The sequence below is a fragment of the Flavobacterium daejeonense DSM 17708 genome, from assembly GCF_000425425.1.
Lineage (GTDB): Bacteria > Bacteroidota > Bacteroidia > Flavobacteriales > Flavobacteriaceae > Flavobacterium > Flavobacterium daejeonense.
The window spans coordinates 1-21104 of the sequence record NZ_KE384374.1; the positions used below are offsets into that span (position 1 = coordinate 1).

20 protein-coding genes are annotated in these 21104 nt (G+C 32.7%); 11 read left to right on the forward strand and 9 right to left on the reverse strand.

Annotation, left to right across the window (positions count from 1 at the left end; genetic code table 11):
- From H599_RS20115 to H599_RS0117755, 3 genes are all read left to right on the forward strand, one after another.
- Nucleotides 1-1155, forward strand: a 1155-nt coding sequence (locus H599_RS20115) for a T9SS C-terminal target domain-containing protein (RefSeq protein ID WP_035141929.1), incomplete at its 5' end; no start/stop codon positions are given.
- Nucleotides 1156-1215: 60 nt separating this feature from the next.
- On the forward strand, nt 1216-2127 hold the full coding sequence (locus H599_RS0117750; RefSeq protein ID WP_026715342.1) for a PorP/SprF family type IX secretion system membrane protein: 912 nt from the start codon (nt 1216-1218) through the stop codon (nt 2125-2127).
- Between the two features lie 11 nt (nt 2128-2138).
- Nucleotides 2139-4079: an OmpA family protein gene (locus tag H599_RS0117755; protein WP_026715343.1), complete on the forward strand. Its 1941-nt coding sequence runs from the start codon at nt 2139-2141 to the stop codon at nt 4077-4079.
- A 15-nt stretch (nt 4080-4094) separates the two neighbouring features.
- Here H599_RS0117755 and H599_RS20120 read toward each other — a convergent pair whose 3' ends face one another.
- The 4 genes from H599_RS20120 to H599_RS0117775 all read right to left on the reverse strand — a co-directional run bounded on the left by H599_RS20120 (nt 4095) and on the right by H599_RS0117775 (nt 5982).
- Nucleotides 4095-4532, reverse strand: a complete 438-nt coding sequence (locus tag H599_RS20120; protein WP_316930455.1) for a plasmid mobilization protein — start codon at nt 4530-4532, stop codon at nt 4095-4097.
- 317 nt (nt 4533-4849) lie between these two features.
- Complete coding sequence (locus H599_RS20850) at nt 4850-5041, reverse strand: hypothetical protein (protein ID WP_155960828.1); 192 nt, start codon at nt 5039-5041, stop codon at nt 4850-4852.
- A gap of 175 nt (nt 5042-5216) precedes the next feature.
- Complete coding sequence (locus H599_RS0117765) at nt 5217-5477, reverse strand: hypothetical protein (protein ID WP_026715344.1); 261 nt, start codon at nt 5475-5477, stop codon at nt 5217-5219.
- Between the two features lie 100 nt (nt 5478-5577).
- Nucleotides 5578-5982, reverse strand: a complete 405-nt coding sequence (locus H599_RS0117775; protein ID WP_026715345.1) for a helix-turn-helix domain-containing protein — start codon at nt 5980-5982, stop codon at nt 5578-5580.
- A 179-nt stretch (nt 5983-6161) separates the two neighbouring features.
- Here H599_RS0117775 and H599_RS0117780 point away from each other — a divergent pair, with 179 nt between their 5' ends.
- Both H599_RS0117780 and H599_RS0117785 read left to right on the forward strand, forming a co-directional pair.
- On the forward strand, nt 6162-6716 hold the full coding sequence (locus H599_RS0117780; protein ID WP_035141931.1) for a hypothetical protein: 555 nt from the start codon (nt 6162-6164) through the stop codon (nt 6714-6716).
- A gap of 36 nt (nt 6717-6752) precedes the next feature.
- Nucleotides 6753-8360, forward strand: a complete 1608-nt coding sequence (locus tag H599_RS0117785) for a hypothetical protein (RefSeq protein WP_035141932.1) — start codon at nt 6753-6755, stop codon at nt 8358-8360.
- Between the two features lie 950 nt (nt 8361-9310).
- Here the strand turns inward: H599_RS0117785 and H599_RS0117790 are convergent.
- The 3 genes from H599_RS0117790 to H599_RS0117800 all read right to left on the reverse strand — a co-directional run bounded on the left by H599_RS0117790 (nt 9311) and on the right by H599_RS0117800 (nt 13155).
- A complete protein-coding gene (locus H599_RS0117790) occupies nt 9311-11242 on the reverse strand; it encodes a tetratricopeptide repeat protein (protein WP_162174277.1) in 1932 nt (643 codons plus the stop codon).
- A 63-nt stretch (nt 11243-11305) separates the two neighbouring features.
- On the reverse strand, nt 11306-12025 hold the full coding sequence (locus H599_RS0117795) for a glycosyltransferase family 2 protein (RefSeq protein WP_026715349.1): 720 nt from the start codon (nt 12023-12025) through the stop codon (nt 11306-11308).
- Between the two features lie 221 nt (nt 12026-12246).
- Complete coding sequence (locus H599_RS0117800; protein ID WP_026715350.1) at nt 12247-13155, reverse strand: phytanoyl-CoA dioxygenase family protein; 909 nt, start codon at nt 13153-13155, stop codon at nt 12247-12249.
- A gap of 189 nt (nt 13156-13344) precedes the next feature.
- Between H599_RS0117800 and H599_RS0117805 the strand changes: the two genes are divergently transcribed.
- Entirely contained in the window at nt 13345-15045 is a 1701-nt protein-coding gene (locus tag H599_RS0117805) for a carbamoyltransferase family protein (protein ID WP_026715351.1), read from the forward strand.
- Nucleotides 15046-15051: 6 nt separating this feature from the next.
- Here H599_RS0117805 and H599_RS0117810 read toward each other — a convergent pair whose 3' ends face one another.
- Nucleotides 15052-15747 (reverse strand): aspartyl/asparaginyl beta-hydroxylase domain-containing protein, encoded by a 696-nt coding sequence (locus tag H599_RS0117810; RefSeq protein WP_026715352.1) that lies wholly within the window; start codon nt 15745-15747, stop codon nt 15052-15054.
- 3 nt (nt 15748-15750) lie between these two features.
- Entirely contained in the window at nt 15751-16260 is a 510-nt protein-coding gene (locus H599_RS0117815) for a hypothetical protein (RefSeq protein ID WP_026715353.1), read from the reverse strand.
- 161 nt (nt 16261-16421) lie between these two features.
- Between H599_RS0117815 and H599_RS0117820 the strand changes: the two genes are divergently transcribed.
- The 5 genes from H599_RS0117820 to H599_RS20125 all read left to right on the forward strand — a co-directional run.
- Nucleotides 16422-16976, forward strand: a complete 555-nt coding sequence (locus H599_RS0117820) for a phage tail protein (protein ID WP_026715354.1) — start codon at nt 16422-16424, stop codon at nt 16974-16976.
- 35 nt (nt 16977-17011) lie between these two features.
- Nucleotides 17012-17566 (forward strand): phage tail protein, encoded by a 555-nt coding sequence (locus H599_RS0117825; protein WP_026715355.1) that lies wholly within the window; start codon nt 17012-17014, stop codon nt 17564-17566.
- A gap of 61 nt (nt 17567-17627) precedes the next feature.
- Nucleotides 17628-18779 carry an ABC transporter substrate-binding protein gene (locus H599_RS0117830; protein ID WP_026715356.1) on the forward strand — a complete coding sequence of 384 codons (1152 nt, stop codon included), beginning with the start codon at nt 17628-17630 and terminating at the stop codon, nt 18777-18779.
- Between the two features lies 1 nt (nt 18780).
- Nucleotides 18781-19707 (forward strand): methionyl-tRNA formyltransferase, encoded by a 927-nt coding sequence (locus H599_RS0117835; RefSeq protein WP_245600558.1) that lies wholly within the window; start codon nt 18781-18783, stop codon nt 19705-19707.
- 18 nt (nt 19708-19725) lie between these two features.
- Nucleotides 19726-21104: SprB repeat-containing protein (locus H599_RS20125; protein ID WP_035141935.1), on the forward strand; the 1379-nt coding region annotated here is incomplete at its 3' end.

Genomic DNA, 21104 nt, shown 5'->3' on the forward strand with positions numbered 1-21104 from the left:
TTCTCTAACGTAGGAACTTATCCAATCGAAGTGACATTGGGTGAGAATCCAAACTATACGGTAAACAAAGTAGACGGAACCTTGACTATTACTAAAAAATCATCAACTGTAACACCAAACGATGTAAGTAAGGAATGTAGTGACTCAGACCCTGTGTTTACTGGATTAGTTGAAGGCTTTTTGTCTAGAGACGAAGTCGTTGCAACGTATTTAAGAAGTTCAGAAATGTCAAATGCAATCGTAGCAACATTGGCGCCAGTAAATGTTTTGGATAATTATAATGTAACCTATAATACAGGAGCATACAATGTGATTGATCATACAGCTCCGATACCTACGACAGAGTATCAAAGTGTAATTAACACCACTTGTGCAAATATTCCGGAAGTACCAGCTTTAGAGTTTGTTGACAGATGTTCAGAAGGATCTCCGACAGTTATATATACTGAAGATATTGTTAATAGTACTTCTTCTTCATATTCAATTGTTAGAAAATGGAAAGTAAACGATATAAATAATAATACAGCAGAGTATATTCAAACTGTAAATGTGAGTATTGTTCCTGATGTCGTAACAATTACAGTACCTGATTTTGTAAATAGTGTAAACGGAACTCCTGTAGACTTAAGCACATATTTGCCTCAAGATGCTCCAACAAACGGAACTTGGATAGATGTGAATAATTCGGGGCTTTTAAGTGGTAGCTATATAGATCCGAACAGAGCAACTACAGCTGATTATACCTTTAATTATGTGGTTGAAACAACAAGCTGTCCAATTGTATATGTGGTTAATCTGAAAATAGATGAAAGTTTTGTATTAGGTTGCGGAACTATTCATGTTCATAATGCCTTTACCCCTAATGGAGATGATAAAAATAAAGTTTTCAAAATTGATAATATAGAGGACACTCTTTGCTATCCGGAAAACTCTGTTGAGATATATAACAGATGGGGAGTTTTAGTCTATGAAGTCAAAGATTATAATAACCAGGATAAAGCATTTAAAGGTTTCTCCGAAGGTAGAGTAACTGTTGACAAAGGAGCTGGTTTACCTACAGGTACTTACTTCTATATTTTAAAATATACTGCAGTAGGATTACAAGGAGAACTAATTCCTAAAGCTGAACAAGGGTATTTATACCTAACTCGATAATTAAACTCCAAATTCTAATATACCAGAGGTTGTTTAATCTCTGGGTTTAAAAAATACCCAATGAAAAAAAGAATTCTATTAATAGCTTTAATGTTTACAGCCATGGTAAGTTATGCTCAACAAGATGCACAATTTACACAGTATATGTACAACACTATAAATATAAATCCTGCTTATGCCGGTTCTAGAGGTGCTATGAGTGTATTTGCATTGCATCGTACACAATGGGTTGGAATTAATGGTGCACCTACTACCAATGCAGTTTCTGTTAATACTCCTCTCAATAATAGCAGACTTGGATTAGGGGTTTCCATAGTAAATGATGAAATAGGACCAACAACCGATAATACATTTTCAACGGACTTGTCTTATACAATTCCTACTTCTGAAACTATGAAACTTTCGTTTGGTTTAAAGGTTTCTGCTAATTTATTCAATTTAAATCTTAATAAATTGGATCCTGAAGACGCTGATGATTTTAATTTACAAGGATTTGATAATAAAATTACCCCAAATTTTGGAGCAGGAGTTTATCTTCACTCTGATAAGGGCTATGTGGGATTATCAGTACCAAATTTCATAGAAACTAATCAATACAATGATAACCAACTAAGAGTTAACAAAGAAAAGATAAACTATTATTTAATTGCCGGTTACGTTATGGATTTGAGTTACAATCTTAAATTCAAACCTGCTTTATTAACTAAAATGGTTCAGGGAGCTCCTTTACAAGTAGATGTTTCAGGAAACTTTATGATTAATGATAAATTTACTCTTGGACTTGCTTATCGCTGGAGCGCTTCAGTAAGTGCAATGGCTGGTTTTCAGGTGTCTGATGCACTATACATTGGTTATGGATATGATTTAGAAACTACTCAATTGGATAATTACAATTCAGGGTCTCATGAGATTTTCCTGAGATATGAAATTTTCAGAAAAAATAATAAAATTACAACTCCAAGATTCTTCTAAATACTACTATCATGAAAAAAAATATACTCCTCTACATAGCTATGGTAAGTGTTTTTTCGTTTAACATTTATTCCCAGGACGCTAAGTTGGTTAAAGCCGATAAAAAATATGACAACTATGCTTATATAGATGCCATAAAGACCTATGAAAAAGTTGCCGAAAAAGGATATAAATCAGCTCCTATGTTTCAAAAAATAGGTAATGCTTATTATTTCAACGGTGAATTAGACAAAGCTGCAAAATGGTATGCTGAACTTTTTGAGATGCCAGATACTACAATTGACGCAACTTATTATTACCGCTATGCACAATCCTTACGTGCAATTGGAGAAAATAAAAAAGCTGATCAAATCTTAAAAGAGTTTGATAAAATTTCAAGAAATGATAGCAGAGCGAAACTCTTTAAAGAAAACACAAATTATTTAGATGAAATTAAAGCTAATTCCGGGAGGTACAAAATAGAAAATGCCGGAATTAATTCCAAGTATTCTGATTATGGTGCAAGCATCTACAATAATAAAATTGTTTTTACTTCGGCAAGAGATACAGGAAGTATTGGTCAACGTATTCATACTTGGACTGATCAGCATTTTACTAATTTATATAGTGCTGATTTAGATGAAAACATGACTCCTGCAAATCCTGTAAAGTCATACAGAAAATTAAAATCTAAATTTAACGAAGCAACTCCTGTTTTTACTAAAGATGGTAAAACCGTTTATTTTACCAGAAATAACTATTTGTATGGAAAAAAAGGTAAAAATGAAAATGGTATTACTTTAATAAAAATCTATAAAGCTACTTTAGATGGTGAAAATTGGACTAATATTCAGGAACTTCCTTTTGATAGTAATAATTATAGTACTGCACATCCAACATTGAGCCCAGATGAAAAAACGCTTTATTTTGCATCTGATATGCCTGGTACTCTTGGAATGTCTGATATTTTCAAAATACAAATTAATGAAGATGGTACTTTTGGTACACCTGTAAACCTTGGACCTACAATTAATACTGAAGGAAGAGAAACTTTCCCTTTTATAAGTCAGGAGAACGAATTGTATTTCTCTTCTGATGGACATCCAGGCGTAGGTGGACTTGACATTTTTATGACAAAAATTAACGATGACGGTTCTTTAAATAAAGTTCAAAATGTAGGTATGGAAGCTAATTCACCTAAAGATGATTTTGCTTACTATATTGACAGCGAATCCAGAAAAGGATTCTTATCATCAAACAGAGATGGCGGACAGGGATTTGATGACATCTATATGTTTTTAGAAACTAGAAAGTTAATTTGCGAACAGGAACTTTACGGAGAAATAACAGATTTAGAGTCTAAAATGCCACTCCCTAACGCAAAAGTTACTTTGTTTGATAAAAGAATGAATCTATTAAAAACTGTTACTGCTGATCAAAATGGAGGATATAGTTTTATGGTTGAATGTAGTCAAATGTATACTGTAAGAGCTGAAAAAGAAGATTACAATACCAATGAAAAACAAATAACTATTCCTTATGAAAATGGAAAAACGTATTTACCTATAGCTTTAGAAAAAGACCAATGCAAAGTTACTATTGGTGATGATTTAGGAAAATGCTTTGGTATTAAAAACATCTATTTTGATTTAGATAAATCAAACATCAGAACTGAAGCTGCTCTGGATCTTGAAAAAATATTGGATGTCTTAAATCAATATCCTAATATGAAATTAGATATTCGTTCTCACACTGATAGCCGAGCTTCTTTAAAATATAACGAAGCTTTATCTGATCGAAGAGCCAAATCAACTATCAGCTGGTTAATCAAAAACGGAGTTAGTCCGGATCGTTTAACAGGTAAAGGGTATGGCGAAACGCAATTGGTAAACAGATGTGCGGACGGTGTAAAATGTACCGAAGAAGAACATCAAATGAACCGTAGAAGTGAATTTATAATTACTGCTCTTTAATTAGATATAATACTATTAACTAGAAGACTTACCATTTTGGTCAGCCTTTTTTGGGATAGTGTCATCTAACCATTTCTCAGCTATTTTTTGGATGTGTTTTTTGATTTCTTCTACCTTATTCAAAAGAATTTTTTGCTGCAATTCATTGGTTATAATCCAATTTTTGAATTCCGGAATTTGTTGAAGTGTATGGAGCTTTTTTACCGCTTGATTATAGTTATTTCCAATGGCATGTAATTCGTTCCTGAGTAGTATCATTTCATGTATAAATTCATCAAGAGATTGGTTTCGATAAAAGGTCGTTATGGGTTTTTCCAGCAGTATTTTTCGAGCATATTCACTCAGTTTTCTACAGGTCGTTTTGTGAAACTTTTTTTCAATTTTTTCTAATTCATCAGGCTTCAAACGGATATGAAGCCACTTGTTTCGGTTGTCATTTTGCTCATTCATCATCTATCATTTTAGGCATTTATTCGACTTTTTTAGAAATTTAAAGCTTTCTTTGGCTTGTTTTCAGCACTCTTTTTATTTATCAGTGTCACTGCCCACGAGTTCCGAGTAATAGGGCAGCCAGATTCGTTTGTGATACAAACGGACATCTGGCGGATTGCAGGAACGTGGCAATCTTAGAGCTTTTTAAAAGTCAGACACTAAGATATTATTCATCTTAGACAACTACAATCCTGATTAAATTTTGATTAGGATAGAAAAATCTAGTAGGGAAACCGGAAAACGCAAAATTGAGCAACAAAACTATACTAAACATTAATTTAAAAGAAAAAGGAAAAAAAGAAAGCCGTACTCTCATTGAACATTGACAAAAGAGGTGCTATAAGTCCCGAAGGGTGACAGGCCTTGGCACAAGGCTTGTCATTATGCGCACTTCTTTTGTCAATGTTCAATACCTTAGCTGGATTTTTCTCCTTTGAATTGGAGTCTGAAAACTTTAAAATGATCTTCAATAAATCTAATCAATTTTAAACTCTTCGGAAAGGGTACACTTCTAAAATTCCAATTAAAAATTAAGCATAGAAGAAGTGTACGCTTTCAGACAATATTTTTTTAAATCCACAAAATTCTGAGGATTTATCCGAAGGTTTTTGGGGATGGTCTGACTCTAAAAAAAGCAAGCAAAAATTATTTTTTTACCATCTCAATTAGTGAAATGATATCGCTCAAATTGTTATTTGAAATATATTCCAAGACATAATTTTCAGCTTCCTTTTTTTGCTCTGGTTCGGTTGAAAAAGTGTTTAGATAAAAATCATCATTTTCATCTTCAATATGGATGATTTCAGTGAAACCTTTAGAAATTAAAGTTCCTTTTAATTTTAAAACTTTAAGTTCATTTGCCCTGTCAACTTCTTTCTTTACTCTAAGTTTTATAATCTTATTCATGATGTTATTAGTAGTGTTTTTTCAACAAATAAAAATGCTTTTAACAACAAAGAGACTCTTAAAAAAGAGCCTCTTGTTGGAATTAATATATATGGGAATCTTATTTATTAATTAGTTTTTCAAGCCTAGCCATCATTTCATCTTTCTCTTTTAACATGCGTTCGTATAATGCAATTTTCTCTTCATGCAATCTGATTAATTGGTCAACAGGATTGCTGTTAAAGACTTCAATTTTATTATTGAACATTGCATTATCAGAGAAAGTACAAGAAATTAGATTAACAGCTTGTTCTTCATCAAAGTTTTTAAAAGCTTCCACTGGAATTTTCATAGAACCTGAAATTTGTCTAAGTAGGTTGTCTTCAATCACATCCCTTTGTTCCAACATAGAAATCTTTTTTTGATTCCAGTCTTCACCTAAATCATAAGCTAAAGCTTTCTGTTTGATTCCAAGCATTTCTCTGAAGCGCTTTACATTTCTACCGTGATGAATTTTTTGTTCCATAATAAATTTCAGTTTTCTGATGGCTCAAATATAAAGCCATTTGGATTAAAAGTCCGAATTTCAAAGATAAAAAAATATCCTGTAAAATATCCTATTTGTCAGATATTATATCCGCTTTAGGAATAGATTATCCCTTTTAAACAAATGAACTTAGCAAATGAATACTAAATCATGTTGCTATGAAAAAGAATAAAATATCCTTTGAAACTAATTTTTGGGCAGCCAATGAAATAGAAAATGTGAATGAGGTCATTTCAGCCTTTTTTAACTATGCCCATCTGGATTACTACAAGCAAACATTAACTGAGGTGTTGTTTTACAGTTATAAAAGTAAGGTTTATAAACACGATAATCCCTCTGAACTTTTTATGTTTTATACAATCGCACGTTCCTTTCTCAAAGTTGGTTACTGCATGAATAAGAAAAGCAAAAATTGGAACGTAAAAGAAGCAACTACTTTACAATCCAGACTTCATTTGGCTTCGCTTACCGAAGAAGAATACCGGAATCCTTTAGTAGTTTTTAAAAAAGCTTTTGCTGAAAACACCGTGGAAGAATTTGAAATCTTTCTTTGCGAGGTCATTCATATGTCTTTGTGCTCCGATAAAATGGAATCGGATAGCGATTTGATAACTCCTTACATCTATTGTGTTAAAATGCTCGATGCCTTACAGCTTATTAAAGAAAGAGGATTAGAGAAAATCAAACAGAAAAAAAAACTTTCGGGACAATAAATCTACAAGTCTAATCAATACCTAAAAAGCATTACTATGAAAACTTTCGAAAAACTATCATTTCTAAAACTCGACAATAAGTTTTTAGAAAATATACTGAAACAATTATTGAATCAGTATAGTATCATCCAAATGTTCTTTACCAAGGGACAGGCAGCTACAGTAGCACATTTAATCATTCATGTAGAGAAAAATGCAGATGCTATTGTATTACAGCAACATAAATGGGTTAAAAAAGTAAAAGAACAATTCAATATTGTTGTCTTCTTTATTTATTCTTCAAAATTTCATCATCGCTATTATCTGGCTTGTCCTTTTGTTGAATTGTATTGCAGTCCTTCGGCTATGATTTATCAAAAAGAAAATGCGGATAAGCTGTTGTATATAAAGAGAGATTGGAAAAAATACAAAAAGAAATTTAAGTTGTATCAAGAGCGATTTCACCACGATCATGACCTTTATAGTTCCGAAATCCAAAAATTAATTGAAGAAGGAATTGCTAATTCTGTTTTTACTTCTTATTCCAGACTGATAGAATATCACTTTGACTACTTGGAAGAATTATATATAGGATATAATTCTGATCATCTTAGTTTAGATGAAAGAATTACTAATCTAATCGGTTTTCTTCCTGAACTTCAAAAATATTTTGTAAAAGATAGTCCCAGTAAATATCATTTGCCTCAATTATTTGAAAAAGCCAAAGAAGTATCCGCTGAGAATGAACTTCTTTACGACAATAAAATGTTTGAAGCCATTGAAATTGTGGAACAAAATATCTCTGGTTTAGTTGTAGAAAGATTTGGTGAATTGAAAAAGCAAATCAAAAAAGTAAAGTCAATCAAAGAGCCAACAAAGAATGAAGTTTTGCATAATCTTGAAGAAAAATCCCAAAACCAAATTCCGGAATTGGTGCTTCAAACCATCGTTAAATCATTAGATACCGAAGAGGTTTATTTGTATCATCAAAATACATACGGTGAAAAAATGATCTATTACCTTCTGATAATCGCTAATAATGTCAGTAATGAAAAACTCCATTCCATCAATCAATCCTTAAAAAGTAAATTGGGAGACAGTTCAGAGTTTGTTTTTATTGGTCATAACAGAAGTTGGATTCAAAACAACCTTTATTGCTATCAGAGTTTCTTTGCTGCTATTGTTAAAGATAACAATCGAATTTATTCATCCAGTAATTACCATCCAAATTTCCACTGGGAAGCGCCTCATGAACCTTATCATGCTGATTTGTATTTTTATTACAGACCAGTCAAAGCAGTAGCTTCTCAGATTATCACGATAGCCGATAGCGATGTGCAAAACTATCAAGGAATTGAAAACCTATTTGGATCGTTTTTTCAGTCTTTCTGTAGAACTTTCATTTTTGTAAAAACCTACTACATGCCTAATTATGTTTCCAATGAAACATTATGGAATATGTGTTTGTATGCCGATTCATCCCTTCAAAACTATAATTACCTATTAGCAAATTTTTGGATGGATTTCTTCCCATTTATAGAGAAGCACATGGTAATTCTTCATAAGTTTTCAAAAATTGAAAAACAAGAAGTTTTTCAAATCAAAGAAATTGTGGAGAAACTAAGTGCCGAATTAGATGCGCGGATGTCGTCTGTAAATCGTTAGTAAAAAGTGAAAAGAATTTGGGATTTCCCATACCCATTAAATGAAAAACATAGGTGTAAATAGTCGGATTCTTTTTAGGATACCTGACACCTTTGTATTGTTTTTATTTTCTGGATTACCCATCATAAATCCATTTGTAATTTTTAGAAAACACCGACTTTGGAGAATGTTTTAAGCCCCTGCAAGGGCAAGTTGTTTTGAGGCACGGAATTCATTTCGAGTGCCTCAAAACACAACTTGCTCTGTTCTGTAGAACAGATAATCCGTCCGCCTGTCGGCGAATCCGGATTGAATAAAGCAGGGAAAAAACGGCTTAAGGCCGTTTCGGTTATTGCCCATTATATTGATTGGCTCTTTTATGAATTCATTCGTTTATTTTTTTAATTTAAAATGCTGAAGGGGGCGTATTTGTGTAGCGTATAGATTGCCGGATATCGCCTGTAAATGTCAAGTATTGTTAAAGATATTAAAGTGGCTATATAGCCGCTTTTTTTGTGCTTAGAAGCGTATAGCTATGTAGGTAACAACATAAATACATCATTATTCACTTAGTTACATACTGCTGTGCAGCTGTATGTAAAACAGTAATTATTGACGTAACAAAATATGTACTCGAGAACATATTAATGCAATTGCATAATTAAATAAGTATGTTGGTAGTATTTAAGAGATATACTTACAGATATAAGATTGTATTCAGATGTATAAATAGATCGTTGTGTATTTAGTTACTTAACGCTGTATAGAGCAACAAACACAAAGAGGAACTTAAGTACTTCCATAAATAATTTAAAAAAGTTCAATAACGATTTGATGAAAAAATTACTAAAGTTCCGATTCTTGATGTTGGTATTCAAGCTGATGATATTATGTAGCGGATTCATATAAAATAATGAAGTCTTATGAATGAAACGTAGTATTTTTGGTGTCGTATTTATAAAGAAAAACTTTTACTTTTTTACAAACTCGGCATAATAGTAATTTGCTTTTTCCGTATTTCCTAATTGTTGATGCGCCATAGTTAAAAATTTTAATGCATTTTTTTCATTTGGATTTAATTCATAAGCTTTTTCAAAAGCAGTAATAGCATCCTTAAGATTTCCTGACGCCGCTAAGGAATTACCATAATTCATCCATAATTCAACAGAACTCTTATTCTTTTTTATTCCTTCTTTAAATACTGTAATAGCTTTGGTATATTCTTTTTTACTAAATAAGGCCGATCCATAATAATTGTATGTGTTCTCCAATATGTAATTATTTCTTATCAATTCTTTATAAATAGTAATGGCTTCGTCTAAATTATTGTTTCTGAAATAAGCATCGGCTAAATTAGCTTGCAGGGAATAATCATTTTTTGTTAATGCCAAAGCTTTTTTTGTAGTTTCTATAGATTTTTCATAGTCCCTCATTCGATAATAACAAACGCCTAAATTGGTTAGAGATCCTTTATCTTTTGGATCAATTGCTAAGGCCTTTTTATAAGCATCAATAACTGAAGGTAATTGTTGTTGTTGAAGTTCAACTTCTGATGATAATTGATTGAAAAGCACAGTGGCATAATTGAAATTTACTCTTGCGCTATTAGGTGCATTTGATAAGTCTTCTGTGAACAGAATAGCATTTGATTTCCAGGCTTTATTTCTATTGTAAGTTTTTAATGAAAACATTAGAAAAACAAAACATAAAAAGTAAGCTGATGGCTGATAAAAAGATTCGAGTTCTATATTCTTAGACAAATGAAATAGTATAAAAACTACAAAAATAATAATTCCTAAAACTGGAGTGTAAAGTAAGCGATCGCCCATTGTTGTTCCAATAAGAATAACAATGTTAGTTGCTAGAAAAATTGTAATTAAAAAAAACAGTATGCCAAAACTGATTAAACGATTTTTATTTCTGAAAAAATAAGCCAAACCAATAAGTAATCCAATAAGCAATAAACTTACTATAAAAGAAAATGAACCCAGCGTAACACAAGGTATTTGATTAAAAGAATAATCATAACTCATATTGTAAGGGTAAAAAGATTTCAATATGTATCGGGCTAATAAGGTAAATCCCGTAGCTATTTTAGTCATTACATCATCGCAACCAAATAAAGAATTATCCAAATACGAATACTGAATTCTTTTGAATGGAGAGCTTAAAATAATATAACGATGTAATAGTAGCCATAATATACTAATAGAAATAATTGGAGTTATTTTGAAGAATAAAATACTTCTTTCCTTTTTGTATTTTAACCAAAATAAAAATACAAGTATGGGTAAAAATAAAATTCCAGCTTCTTTGGACAGTAAACAAAAAAGGAAAGACGCGATTCCAAGAACCTGAAAAATTCTTTTCTCTTTGATTAAAAGAAAATAAATACTTAAAGTGAAAAATAGCAAGCAAAATATTTCGTCCCGACTCTTGATATTGGCGACTACTTCCGTATGAATAGGATGAACCGCAAACAGTAAAACGATAAAAAAAGTAATCCAAACAGTGTATTCCTTTAAATAATAATACAAGACTTTGAATAATAAAATAATACTTAAAGCATAGTACAATACATTAAAAAAATGATGAATAAAAGGGTTGTTTGGAGATAATTGCCATTCGATGGCAAATGCTACCAATGACATTGGTCGGTATAATCCCGCATTCGAATCCCAGTATCCCTGCCAGTAAAGTGTAGAAAACAATTCGGGAATTCCAGCTAAGCCTTTTTGTACCAACCTATTCTGCTCAATTACAGCAATATCATCTAAAACAAATCCATGGTTCAAAGTATTAGCGTACAGTAAAAATGAGATAATGGCTAAAAACCAAGTCATTTTTTGTAAAATAAGTTCTTTGTTCAAAGTATCTTTTTGATTTATATCTGAAATTTTCATGTTTTTTTTACTCATACTACTATAACTATTCGGTTTATTTTTTTACTGTATTTATTTGAAAAGTTATTTGGCCTTAAAAAGTCCGTATTTAAGGATGCAATAAATTGCTTGAAAACCGTCTTTCCAACTAATTTTTTTACCGTCAGCATAGGTTCTTCCATAGTAGGAAATTCCAACTTCATAGATTCTTATATTAGGAAACCGAACCATTTTAGCAGTAACTTCCGGTTCAAAACCAAACCTTTTCTCTTTCAAAGAAATGTTTTTAATAATCGAAGAAGTAAACATTTTATAACAAGTTTCCATATCGGTCAAATTTAGGTTCGTGACCATATTGGATAAAAATGTCAAGAACTTATTCCCTATAGTATGCCAAAAAAATAAAATGCGGTGCGGTTTGCTTCCCATGAATCTTGATCCATAAACTACATCGGCATAACCATCTAAAATGGGTTTCAATAAGAGATTGTATTCTTCAGGGTCATATTCTAAATCAGCATCCTGAATGATTATAAAATCTCCTGTTGCATTAGCAATCCCCATTTGAATTGAAGCTCCTTTTCCTTTATTGTTATCAGTTTTAAAATATTTTATAGAAAGTTCAGAATGCAGAGCTATAAAATTTCGAATTAATTTTTCTGATGAATCAGTAGAACAATCATTAATAATTATAATTTCTTTAATGGTATTTTCAGCTAAATTAACAGTCTCGACTTTTGACAAAAGTTGGATTATTGTTTTCTCCTCATTGTAACAAGGAATTATGATGGAGAGTTTTTTCATATAAAAAAATAAAATAGTTTAGTAAAAGTACTTAATAACTCATGTCACTCAAAATTCAAATCTGAATTCAATATTTGTAGTAATTTCAGATGAGATAATGTTTAAATCAGATCATAGTTAAAGAATAAAGCAAATCTTATGAATAGAATTTACGGATTAAAGTAGCCACTAGGGCACCAATTAGAAGGAAATTTTTTTTTAAAAAAAATCTCGAAAAAGAACTAAATCCATTCCGTACTTTCGGTATAATTTTCTGGAAAATAAGTTAAATATTGGACAAATCTCGGAGTCTTTCCGTAATTTGGAGTGGCACAATGAGGTAAAGCTTGATGCCAAATAATGAAATCACCTGCATTGCCAATTATGGGCTTGGAAACTAGTGTTTTTAAAGCAAATTCTCTTGGATTTTCATTTGAAGGAATTGTACTCATCCAATTGGCTATTTGATTATGAAAATTAGGCACGCAATTAAAAGCACCTTCATTTTCATTACAATCTGAAAGATATAATAAGCCTTGCAATCGAAAAGGAATAGGCTGTTTTAGGCTAACATCCCAATGTAAATTACTTCCTAAAAAATTATATTCATTAGTAACAGGAGGATTAAAACTTACTTTATCTATCGTTTTATAGATTTTAGTGGTTTTATATAATTGTTCATAAGCTTTTTGAATCTTTATTGACGCTCTGTTCTTCTCTAATGTAGGATGATTATAAAAATTAACCATTAATCCACTTTGTTTTTCATGGTGTTTGTACCAGGAACTACTGTCATTTATATCTTTTTTTAAAAAATCTAAAATTGCTTTTTGGGTCGCTATGCAATCTTCAATTGGAATAGCATTTTTTATAACAACATAGCCGTTAGATTCCCAAAAAGCTAAGTCTTTTTCCGAAAGGACGTTTTCAATATGAATTGATTTTAAAACCTCTTTCTTTTTACTTTCGACCCAATCTATAAAAATTAATAAAGATGGTTTCTCCTGATAAAGATACTGCAGGGTTTCTTCCATGCTAATACCCAATTGGTACAAATACCCTGTTTCAGTATTCCAGTCAGATTGTTCTTCTGTTTTAGAATTGGTGCTTAAAATTCGATTCCAAAAATTTTCTAACAAATCTAATTTCATTTTATACGATATTTTGGGGTAAATTAGTTAATAAAAATTACTAATCACAAAATTATTATTTATAATTGCAAGGGACTAATATAATATTTTTCTTAAAAAATTACATTTTAATTTTATTAATTCATTTTCGAAATTAAAATAAAAAGTATGTTTGTTTTTCTTTTGAAATTTAATCACGCTATTTAGAAGATGAAGAAACCTATTTATATTCTTGGTACAGGACTTTCGCATAACGGATCTGCTGTTTTGTTGAAAGATGGTAAAATATGTGTTGCAATAGAAAAAGAGCGTTTAAGCAGAATTAAACACGATGGAGGCAATGATACACTGGCTATTCAATATTGCTTAGAAGCCGAGGGGATTGATATGAGTGCAATAAGTTTAGTTGTTCAGTGCGCTAATTTTGATATCCCTGATCCTAAACAATTTCATGGAAAAAGGATTTTTTCCGATGCAAATAGTCCCAAAATTGTTACCATTTCACATCATTTAGCACACGCTTATAGTACTGTAGGAACTTCTCCATTTTCAGAATGTGCAGTAATGATTATTGATGGATGTGGAAGTCCTTTAAGTCAGCATTTGGAATTACATCCTGAAGAGCAGTTAACAATTCGTCCGGAATTCATAGCTGAAAATAAGATGATGTGTGAAAAAGATAGCTTTTATCATTTTCAGAATAATACATTAACTCCGCTATTTAAGGATTTTAGTGAAATGGACGAAATAAACAATGCTGTTTTAGCAATGGCAACTACAAAGCATTCTATAGGAGGATTTTATGCGGCTATTAGTAAATATGTTTTTGGTGACTTAGAGGATGTTGGTAAATTGATGGGATTAGCTCCTTTTGGTAAATCAAATTGTTTTGATTGTGAAGCCTTTGAGTTTAGGTCGGAATGTTTATTTGTAAAAGAAGATTGGAAAGAAAACTTTGTTAATCCTTCAAAAGGCTATGAATATTTTTTACAACATTTTTCTTATTATGCAAATGTTGCCAGATGGGCTCAGGAACAGGTTGAAAAAGCAGTTTTAAGTTGTTTGAATTTTCGAATGGAGCGTTTTCCACACGAAAATTTAAGCTATTCAGGAGGCGTTGCTCTCAATGCAGTTGCAAATGCAAAACTGGAAGATTCATTGGTTGCTAAGAATATTTTTTTTGAACCTGCGGCGGGCGATAATGGTTTGGCTTTAGGATGTGCTTTTTATGGATGGATAAGTCATTTTGGCAAAGAAAAATTGCAGCATGATGGCAGTACCTGTTTTGGGAAGCAGTATTCTCAGGAAGAAATTGATACTGTAGTGAAGAAAGAAATCAATGAAGATTTTAATAAGCAATTTGGTTTAAATGATGAAGAGCTGCTTGCGTATTGTGCGGCAAAATTAAATGAGGGGAAAACAATTGGCTGGTTTCAGTCAGGTTCAGAGTTTGGTCCAAGGTCACTTGGAAGAAGAAGTATACTTGCACATCCGGGTGTTGAAAATATGAAAAACCATATCAATAGAAATATAAAGTTCAGGGAAGATTTTCGTCCTTTTGCTCCGGCAGTACTAAAAGATAAGGTTAAGGATTATTTTGAAAAAGGGCGAAATAGTCCCTACATGATTTTGATAGATAAAACACGTCCTGAATATTTACAAAAGCTAAGAAATGTAACTCATTGTGATGGTACAGCCAGAGTACAAACGGTTGATGCGTCTTGGAATTCTAAATTTGCCCGATTAATTGAAGCCTTTTATAAGCAAAGTGGGATTGCAGTATTGCTGAATACCAGTTTTAATAAAAAAGGGATGCCTATGGTGGAATCGCCATTGCATGCTGTTGAATTGTTTAAGGAAACAGCTCTTGATATTTTAGTTATGGAAAATACAATTATAGAGAAGAGATAGAATAATTTAGTTTTTTTTCAAATTATCAATTAATTCTTTAGCCACAGGGGAATTCATTTTTTCTAATTCGGCAATAATCAGTTTTTTTTGATCTTCATGAATAATGGGAGTTGGTTTTTTAAATGCCTCTACAGGTGCTTCTTTAAAAAAAAGAGCATCGGTCCATTCATTTCTAATTCCATCAATAACCAGATGAATGCGATCAGTGTCTCCTCCGTTTTTTACAGAATGCAAAAAATTAGTGTTTAAATACCAGCATTCTCCTTCATTCATAATTATTCGTTGACCATCCAGAATAAATTCAACGTCCGAATTAGTTATTATTGGTATGTGTAACCGAAACTCACCATCTTCATAACCTAAGCAATAATCGGTATGTGGTTTTATTTCTGCTCCAGCCCCAAGATTTAATAATCTAACAGTGGTTTTTTCGAACAAAAAATTATCCAGAATTTCTTTTAAATAATCGCAAGATCTCAGAGCATCAGTTGGAATGAACTCTTCTGTGTTGTTTGAAAAAGCATTAATATTGCTGGACTTTCCTCCTTTGGACATTAAGGCTATAGAAGTCCATTTTCCTGAGTAATCATTGGTGTTGTAGTGGTCTGTCCATTTTTGATTTAGAATTCTGAGGGTGTCTGTTACTAATTTTTCTTTATCGAAGACAATAGGGAATTTTATTGAGCGTACTAATCTATCCATAACCTAATCTCTTAACCATTTTTGCATTACAGGAAAAGCTTCTTTCCCTTTTGAAGCAGCATTTTTAGTGCTCAAACTTAAACCTGCCCATTCTAAAAATGGCAAACCAATATAATTTTTATTAGTAAAATTGTAAATAAACCATTCCGAATTTCCTTTATAGCCATCAGGATGAAATACAAAAGAAGGTTCAAGATTTAGGTGGGTTAATGCAGCATAGGACCAGAGAATGGCTGCTATCTCTTCGCCTTGCGTAGGCCATACTTCAGGGAGCATGTCTGTGCCAATACTTTTTCTGGTTTCGCTATCTGTAACCGCTAAATGACTAGCTTCATGAAGTAAATCTCCTGGATATTTTAGTTGGTCAAAATCTACATAGATACAATTTGGTCCCAAAGCAAGTCCCGGTAAAAAAGTTGTTGAATCTAATTTTTTTTCAATTACGTTAAGTGCTATTTCTTCTAAAAAAATCAATATACGTTCTGTTTCTAAAGATTTTTTTACAGTAGGCATGATTGGTGTTAAATTATGATTAATTGATTATTAGTTCTTTAGAGAAATATATTATGTTTTTGATAAATACAAGTTATATCGTAGGCAATATATTATAAAATTTAATATATTTACTTTTTTTAACAGAAAATTATTTCAAATAACCTTTAAAATTAAAAATTATGTCAACAGAACCATTTATTGGTGAGGTGAAGTTATTAGCTTTCGATTTTGCACCGAAATCTTACATGCTATGTGCAGGTCAAATTTTGTCTATTGCAAGTAATTCAGCTCTTTTTGCACTACTTGGAACAACTTACGGTGGAAACGGACAAACTACATTTGCGCTTCCTGATTTAAGAGGACGTATGCCTATCGGGCAGGGTACAGGACCTGCTCTTCCTTCTCATTCAATGGGTGAGATGGCAGGAACTACATCTGTAACTTTATTGAGCTCTAATCTTCCTGCCCATATTCATACAATGAATAATGTATCGGTAAAAATTAAGGCTAGTAATGCAAACGCCGATGAAAGTGCTCCTCAAGATGGCTTTCCAGGATTGGCTGCTACAAATATTTATACATCAGCTGCGCAGCCGGGAGTATACACTGGTGGTACACAAGTTACAGGAACTACAGATATTACGGGAAGTAATATTCCTTTCAGTATTATGAATCCGTATTTGGTAATGAATTATTCGATTGCTATTTATGGTATCTTTCCAAGTCGTAATTAATTAGATAAATCATTAACTAAATAAATTAAAATATTATGTCTACAGAACCATTTATCGGTGAGGTAAAAACATTCGGGTTTTATTTCTCACCAATAGGTTATGATTACTGTAAAGGGCAAATGTATTCGATTTCTCAATATACAGCCTTGTTTTCATTAATCGGTACAACTTATGGAGGAGATGGTGTTCAAACATTCCAACTTCCGGATCTTCAGGGGCGTATTCCTGTCGGACAAGGACAAGGTCCTGGCTTACCAGATTATTCAATGGGTGAAAATGGAGGATCTGTATCTGTAAGCTTGACAACATCAAATATGCCTGCCCACGTTCATACATTGAACTCGATGCACGTTCAAATAAAAGCTAGTAATGCAAATGCTGACGAAAGTGCGGCAGCAAACGGTTTTCCGGGATTAGCTTCATCCAATGTTTATACATCAATGCCTGATGCAAATGTATTTACCGGAGGAACTGAAATATCCGGTAGCACGGATTTATCAGGAGCAGGCTATCCGTTCTCTAATGTAAATCCATACTTGGTCCTTAATTACTGCATTGCAATTGAAGGAATTTTTCCAAGTAGAAATTAATTAAATTATTAAGAGGGAATTTTCAAACCTGAAATTCCCTTTTTTATTATTAAGTAGCTATATGCAAACAATAGGAATTTTATTACCCCGATCAACTTATTACCAAACCATTGGATTCGATCTTTATGAAGGATTGCGATCAGGGCTAAAACATTTAGAAAAAAATGATATTAAAATTGTTACAGAAAATATAGGTTTTGGAGCAGATAAGCAACAATGTTATCGTAGTGCAGAAAAACTTTTATTAGAAGAAAATGCAGATGTAGTAATTGCATATATAGGACATCGGATGGCACAGTTACTCCGACCACTTTTTTTGGCAGCAAATAGAATGTTGATTGTCTTAGATGCCGGTGCCAGTTTACCTCAGGAATGGCCAAGTTGTCCTAATATTTTTTATCATTCGCTACATAATTCATTAGGGGCTTTATTGGCAGCAAAACAAGCGGTTAATGATGGGTATACCTCTGCAGGAATGGTAACCGGTTATTATGATGGCGGTTATTTACATACCTATAGTATTTCTCAAGGATTTGAAGATTATGGTGGGAAAATTGCTTTTAATCATGCCACAGGATATAAAGAAGAAGATTTTACAATGGAACCTTTAAAAAATCATTTGGAGCAATTTCCTAATGCGGCTTTGTTAAGTTTGTTTAGCGGGGATTTTGTACAATGGTATTTTGAAGGTATCAAAAATGTATTGCAGGAGAAAAATATATCGGTTTATTTATCTCCTTTTGGATTTGAGGAAATGATGCTGACTGATGCAGAATATCCGGGAGTGCATATAAAAGGCATTGCAGCATGGTCAAATAAAATTGAGTCTGATGAAAATAAAATTTTTATTGAAGTATTAAACGAAACTGGCAGAATACCTAATTTATTTTCATTGTTAAGTTGGGAAAGTGCTTTCATATCCTTAAAAATTATAGAACTGACAAAGGAATGTAAGAACAATGTAACACAAATAGCTTCGGGCTTGCATTCTTTTACTTTTGAAAGTCCCAGAGGAACAATCTGTTTTGACAAAAAAACTAATAATTCAATTTCGCCTTTATATAATGCAATAATAATTGAAAGTAGTGAAGGTAAATGTGAACTAGAATTAAGAAATAAGATTGATAATGTTTTAGAACATTTTGAAGAATTAACGGCTCAGGAATTAAATAACGTAACATCTGCCTGGTATAATAGTTATGCCTGTATTTAATATGGAAACACAAAAAAAAATAATGGTGTTATGTGGTGGTAAATTTGCGTTTCCAACCTTGCAGTTACTAGCTTATGAAAAATTTATTTGTGCTATTGGAATTGGAAAAGCTGATGAAACAATTGTAGACGCACTAGAAAGAGAGTCTGAAGACAATCATTTTGGATTTAAATCTTTTCCGAGTTCCAAAAGTATAGCTGAAATGAGAGTATGGGTTGAAAGTATTCAACCCGACTACATTTTTTGTATTTCGTTTCCGTTCTTACTACCTGAGAGTGTTTTGACATACGGAGAAAATAGATTTATCAATTTCCATCCGGGATCTTTACCACAATATCGGGGATCAATGCCCATTTTTGAAGTGTTGAAAAATAAGGAAACTGAAACGGCAATTTGTGCGCATTTTATGAGTTCAAAATTTGATAAAGGGAATATCATATTTAATGATCCGGTAGTAATTGATGAAGGAGATACTTATGGAAAACTAACCGTTAAGTTAAGCCAGCGTATGGCTCAGGTAGCTTTGAATATGGCTAACATGCTGCAATTTGCTAACAGTATTCCCAATCATCCTCAGGATGAAACACTTGCCTGTTACTATGAAAAACCTGAGTTATCAGATACGTATATTAATTGGAAAAGAATGTCAGCAGAGGAAATTATTGCGTTAATTAATGCTTGTAATCCCTGGAATACAGGGGCTGATGCTACTTTATTAGGAGAACAGCTTAAAATAATTTCAGCGCAGGTATTAAACGAAATGCATCATTGTCAACCCGGGACTTTAGTTTCTATTACAGAAACCTTGAATATAGCCTGTGGAGATAATAAACAAATAGCTGTTAAAATACTCAGTTGTGATGAAGGCATTATGACTGCTGATCAATTTATGGAAGTTAAAAAAATGGAATTAAAAATAAATTATTAATAAATTAAATATGTAAGTATGAAAAAAAACTTTACTTTAATTTTTACTATGTTGCTCTGTCTCTTTTGGTCGAAAGGAGAGTCACAAACACAATTTTGGAGTGATACTTTTGAAGATTCGGGAGCACCTAGTAGTGGGACAAGAACGCCTTCATATAATCAAGGAGGGCCGTCTGTACCGTATGCTTATTACTTTTTAAGAACAGATGGTAGTGATATTGCTCTACAAACACCATTCGCTCCAGAAACAGCTACCTCTTATCAGAACGTACAGGGAAGTAAATTTTGGGCAGGAGAAGATACTGATAAAGTTGGAACAGGGGTCAATAATGCTGCAGATAAAATACAAAACATCACTTGGTCAGGGATAAATATTAGTGGAAAAACAGGGCTTACGTTTAAGGGATTATTTGCTTGTAATAATTCTATAGATTGGCAAAATTATGATTTTGGGACGACTTATGATTTTATGGAGGTAGAGTATCGCGTAGATGGGGGGGCTTGGATACTCGCAGGAGGGCTATATCCTGATGCATCAAATACTATATATGGAAGGTTTCGGGAGGATACTAACGGTGATAAAATAGGTGATGGTTCTGTTTTATTATCTCGAACTTTTCAGGAATTCGGTTGGAGTATTTCAGGAACAGGGACAACTTTAGATTTACGTTTTAAGGTTAGTGCGGATGCTAGTCTAACTCAAGAATTTGCTATTGATAACTTCCGTTTATTTGAAGCTCCATCCTGTACAAATCCTACTGTAAGTTCTAATCCACCTAATAGAGCAATCTGTAATGGCAATAATACCACTTTCAGTATTACTGCAACCGGAGCTACAGCTTATCAGTGGCAAGTAAATACCGGTTCCGGTTTTACTGATATTACTAATGGAGGTGTTTACTCTAATGCGACAACTAATACTTTGAATATTACCGGGGCTACAGCTGGTATGAATGGCTATTTATATCGTTGCGTGGCTAAGGATGGTTCTTGTAGTACTACTTCGAGTTCAGGAACTTTAAGTGTATCTTCCATTTCTACAGCTTCCGGGGCTCAAAGTAATGTTTCTTGCTTCGGAGGATCCAATGGAGCTGCGGCAGTAACTCCTTCAGGAGGGATTTCTCCTTATACTTATAGTTGGTCACCTTCAGGAGGAACAGGTTCTATTGCAACGGGGCTTTCTGCTGGAACTTATACTGTCACAATAACTGATAATATAGGTTGTACTGCTACACGTAATTATACGATTACTCAGCCAACAGCATTAGCAGCAAGTGCTGCTTCTCAAACAAATGTTGCCTGTAATGGTGGTGCAACAGGAGCTGCTTCTGTTAGTGTGAGCGGAGGAACTTCTGGATACTCATATAACTGGACACCGGGTAACCCAACGGGAGATGG

Coding starts and splice junctions, on each gene's coding strand:
- H599_RS0117800 (WP_026715350.1), bottom strand. CDS start 13,155: ATGAAATTAGATTTGTTAGAAAATTTTTGGAATCGAATTTTAAGCACC.
- H599_RS0117810 (WP_026715352.1), bottom strand. CDS start 15,747: ATGGATAGATTAGTACGCTCAATAAAATTCCCTATTGTCTTCGATAAA.
- H599_RS0117765 (WP_026715344.1), bottom strand. CDS start 5,477: ATGAATAAGATTATAAAACTTAGAGTAAAGAAAGAAGTTGACAGGGCA.
- H599_RS0117820 (WP_026715354.1), top strand. CDS start 16,422: ATGTCAACAGAACCATTTATTGGTGAGGTGAAGTTATTAGCTTTCGAT.
- H599_RS0117780 (WP_035141931.1), top strand. CDS start 6,162: ATGAAAAAGAATAAAATATCCTTTGAAACTAATTTTTGGGCAGCCAAT.
- H599_RS0117830 (WP_026715356.1), top strand. CDS start 17,628: ATGCAAACAATAGGAATTTTATTACCCCGATCAACTTATTACCAAACC.
- H599_RS0117835 (WP_245600558.1), top strand. CDS start 18,781: ATGGAAACACAAAAAAAAATAATGGTGTTATGTGGTGGTAAATTTGCG.
- H599_RS0117790 (WP_162174277.1), bottom strand. CDS start 11,242: ATGAAAATTTCAGATATAAATCAAAAAGATACTTTGAACAAAGAACTT.
- H599_RS0117825 (WP_026715355.1), top strand. CDS start 17,012: ATGTCTACAGAACCATTTATCGGTGAGGTAAAAACATTCGGGTTTTAT.
- H599_RS0117815 (WP_026715353.1), bottom strand. CDS start 16,260: ATGCCTACTGTAAAAAAATCTTTAGAAACAGAACGTATATTGATTTTT.
- H599_RS0117775 (WP_026715345.1), bottom strand. CDS start 5,982: ATGGAACAAAAAATTCATCACGGTAGAAATGTAAAGCGCTTCAGAGAA.
- H599_RS0117755 (WP_026715343.1), top strand. CDS start 2,139: ATGAAAAAAAATATACTCCTCTACATAGCTATGGTAAGTGTTTTTTCG.
- H599_RS0117795 (WP_026715349.1), bottom strand. CDS start 12,025: ATGAAAAAACTCTCCATCATAATTCCTTGTTACAATGAGGAGAAAACA.
- H599_RS0117785 (WP_035141932.1), top strand. CDS start 6,753: ATGAAAACTTTCGAAAAACTATCATTTCTAAAACTCGACAATAAGTTT.
- H599_RS0117805 (WP_026715351.1), top strand. CDS start 13,345: ATGAAGAAACCTATTTATATTCTTGGTACAGGACTTTCGCATAACGGA.
- H599_RS0117750 (WP_026715342.1), top strand. CDS start 1,216: ATGAAAAAAAGAATTCTATTAATAGCTTTAATGTTTACAGCCATGGTA.
- H599_RS20120 (WP_316930455.1), bottom strand. CDS start 4,532: ATGATGAATGAGCAAAATGACAACCGAAACAAGTGGCTTCATATCCGT.